3 protein-coding genes are annotated in these 3,616 nt (G+C 58.5%); all 3 read right to left on the reverse strand.

Annotation, left to right across the window (positions count from 1 at the left end):
* Positions 1-1,440, reverse strand: a 1,440-nt coding sequence (locus DEO48_RS24825; RefSeq protein WP_146198336.1) for an AAA family ATPase, incomplete at its 3' end; no start/stop codon positions are given.
* Positions 1,441-1,452: 12 nt separating this feature from the next.
* The gene (gene icmH / locus DEO48_RS24830) at positions 1,453-2,229 is read right to left on the reverse strand and encodes a type IVB secretion system protein IcmH/DotU (RefSeq protein WP_109846575.1); all 777 of its coding nucleotides are present in this window, start codon (positions 2,227-2,229) and stop codon (positions 1,453-1,455) included.
* Between the two features lie 15 nt (positions 2,230-2,244).
* Complete coding sequence (tssK, locus tag DEO48_RS24835) at positions 2,245-3,582, reverse strand: type VI secretion system baseplate subunit TssK (protein WP_109846576.1); 1,338 nt, start codon at positions 3,580-3,582, stop codon at positions 2,245-2,247.
* Positions 3,583-3,616: the final 34 nt, after the last annotated feature.

The raw sequence follows: 3,616 nt of genomic DNA on the forward strand, positions 1-3,616 counted from the left end.
TTCTTCTTCCTTTATCAGCGCTGCACGTTCTGCCTGTTCCTCAGCACAGAGCTCAGTGAGCCGGGCCTGGTGATCGCCAAGACCAATGCGTGACTGGCGTTCGAGCTGAACAATTTCCAGCCCACGCTGCTCAAGCCGGGTCTGCAGATGGCTCACTTCGCGGGGAGGCGTGGTCAGGTTAATCGCCACTCTGGCACAGGCCGTATCCAGCACATCGATGGCTTTATCCGGCAACTGCCGACCTGAGATGTAGCGCGCCGACAGAGACGCTGCTGCCTGCAGGGCCTCCTCATCAATCAGGACCCCGTGTGCTTTCTCATAGACGCTACGCAGCCCGCGCAGAATAACCGTCGCCTGCGCCACATCCGGCTCACCGACGAAAACTCGCTGAAAGCGACGCGATAACGCCGCATCTTTTTCAACGTATTTCTTGTATTCACTCCAGGTGGTGGCAGCAATCGTGCGCAGCTCCCCGCGTGCCAGCGCGGGCTTGATCAGGTTCGAGACATCCAGCCCTCCCGCCTGATTTCCTGCACCAATCAGCGTATGGGCTTCATCAATAAACAGGATGACGGGATGCGGTGAATCCTTCACCTCCTGCATCACCCCCTTAAATCGCTTCTCAAACTCCCCTTTCACGGCGGCACCTGCCTGCATAGCACCTAAGTCCAGTGACAGCAGCTCCACGTCCCGCAGCTTGTCCGGTACCTGACCGGCAACGATGCGCAGGGCAAGGCCTTCGGTGAGCGCACTTTTACCCACGCCCGCCTCACCGACAATAATCGGGTTATTTTTACGACGGCGTGACAGGATGTCGATCATCAGATCAATTTCATCATCCCGGCACAGCACCGGATCGAGGCGTCCGTCGCGGGCGTCCCGGGTCAGGTTATGGGTAAAACGGGCCAGCAATTCACCCGTGACAGAAGGTTGCGCAGGCGCATTTTCCGCTGAAGAGTGCCCCTCACCTTCCGCCGAACCCTTCACCCGGCTATCAAAATCCTGCGCCAGCTGTTCCCGGTTAATGCCCGACAGCAAACGGGAAACGGCAGGTGATACATAGCGTCCCGGTGTCATCAGCAATGCCAGCAGTACCACACCGCTGCGCAACTGCGGATGATTCATCTGTGCCGAAGCCAGCATCCAGCCATCCTGCAGTAACTCCACCAGCAGAGGCGAAAACGCCGGATAGCCCGGCGCCTGGGCTTTATCCGCGCCCCCGGCGTCCAGAAGAGCACGCACATCGTCACATGCGATACCGGCATGATCCAGTATGAGGCGGATATCACTTAGCGGAGTATCCAGCGCTTTCAGCAACAGCTGCTCACCACGAATTTCTGCGCCCTGCTGGCTGACACACAAGGCCGCCGCCTCTTCCAGCATATGGCGGCAAACCGGGTGAAGACGTTCAACAAGAATGTGCAAATCAATGCGGATCATGGGGTAACGCCCTCACTTTAAGAGTTCACTCAACTGACGCAGGACATCCTGCGTCTGATTGCTGAGCTGATGGTGAAAAAGGAGAAAAACGCCGGCCATCAGCAGGCAGGCGCTGCCCGCGACGGTACGCAGTGATACCTGACGGGACAGACGATACGGGGCGGACTGTTGGCCGAAATCAAGATGCAGCACCGGGGGCTGCGTGACCGGATCCGGGTTCAACTGAAGGTGGAGAGACTGACTTATTTCCTGCAGCATTTTTTTGCCGTCCGGCAGGAGGCGATAACGCCCCTGAAAACCCATCAGCAGACACAGCAGAATAAATTCCAGCACATCCCGATAACGCACGGGATCGTCCCGCAGCTTATCAAGAACAGAAAACACCTTTTCGCCCCCCCAGGTCTCGCCATGAAACTGCGACAGCAGGGAGTTCTCCGCCCATACGCTCTGGTGTCCCCATTCATGCGCCATCACCGCTTCATCAATAAAGGAGCACAGCACATAGCGAAACGACAGGATCACGCCATTCTCATAGTCGAGCCCCCGCAGCTCCTGCTCAATCGCACGGATTTCCGTTGCCACGGTCTGATACAGGCCGGCCACATCGTTATGGCGGCTCAGGGTGCGCACGCGGGCCACCATGCCGAACAGCGGAGTCACCGCGTCAACAATCGGATTCAGGCTGTTACCCCGCATCCGGAAAGCATAATCAGGATCGCTGTCCGTCAGGCCCGCGTCCTCATGGAGCAGCCCTTTCAGGCCGTCGTGGTGCATTGCATCAGTTGCCATCGTTCACTCTCCCCATTACTGGCTGCGGATAGCCCAGAGCTGCATATCAAGTTCGGGAAACTCACCGGCAATGTGGAACGCCAGCGTGTTTCCGGTCATCAGCACTGACCAGGCCGGGCTTTGCCGGTCAAGCTGGAAGTAGCTGTAGCCCGCATGGTAAGGCAACTGGCGCGGTGCCACCGGCAGGGGCTGAAGCGGCACGCCGGGGAGCTGGAGGCTGATAAGCTCACGAATTTTCTCGCCTGACGCCACCTTGACCTGCTGTAGCAGCTGCTTACGCAGTTGTTCCTGCGGCATTCTGGCGCGTACGGCCAGGACGAACATCGCGCTCTGCAACAGTTCGCTTTCAGCAATGACGGCAAGATGAACGCCATACGCCTGTTTACTCAGCTGCAGGGAGACCGCACGCGGCGACAGCACCGTGCTGAGGGCCTGACGCAGAGCATGCATGACCGGTTCAAAACTCTGGCGGGGATCGTCATGACGGTAGGCCGGAAACTCCGGCGGCAGACGGGATACGTCCGTGAAGGTCATCAGTTCGCCGCAAAACGTCACCAGCGTTTCGTACAGACGCTCCGGGTGCAGCGTGCCCAGCCGGGCCAGATGGGACAGGCCAGGCTGCATGCGGTTCAGCAACTGCAGCATCATAAACTCTGCCACATCGGCCACCCCCTGTTGTCCGGGCGCAGCAATACGCTGCGCCAGGGTCCGGGCACGCTCCGCCACCAGTCCTGCGGATTCGCCCAGAAAACGTTTAAGCACCGGGATCGCCGACACTGACGAACTGCAGGGCATAAAAGCGGATTCCAGCACCAGGCCGCCATCCGGACGCCGTTCCTGAATACGGGCGATGGCCAGCGTGGCCCAGGCGCTGCGATCGTCACGCTCCAGCATCAGACGGGGACTCACCCGCCCGAGCTCAAGTGCAGTAATATCCCCGCCGTCGCTGTGAAGGTCACGAACCTCATAGCGGTGAGCTTCCAGACGGGTGGCAACAGACTGTTCCGGCTGACGTACTTCATTCACCCCACTGACCGCCAGCGGGATTGCCAGATAAACCTTCTGCCCCGTCACCGAGTCATCCGTTATTTCCAGCGGCGGCGGCAGCGCATCATCACCAGGAATATTGAAAACCGTGCCATCAGGCATCACGCCCCGGGCACCCACCAACGCAATACGCCCAAAATTCAGGTACTCTTCATTGATTTCCAGGGACTGCAACCCACTGAAATAATCGCTGATGGCACTGAGTCGCGCCTGCAGCGTATAGTCCACATGGCGCTGTTGCTGCTGAAAATGCTGAGGCTTGATAAAAAGCCCTTCGCGCCAGATAACGCGGTTACGAATCGACATGGTTATTCTTCTGTTTGCTGTTGTAAGTCCACTT

Origin of the sequence: Enterobacter sp. CGMCC 5087 (genome assembly GCF_003144775.1) — a bacterium.
Lineage (GTDB): Bacteria > Pseudomonadota > Gammaproteobacteria > Enterobacterales > Enterobacteriaceae > Enterobacter > Enterobacter cloacae_M.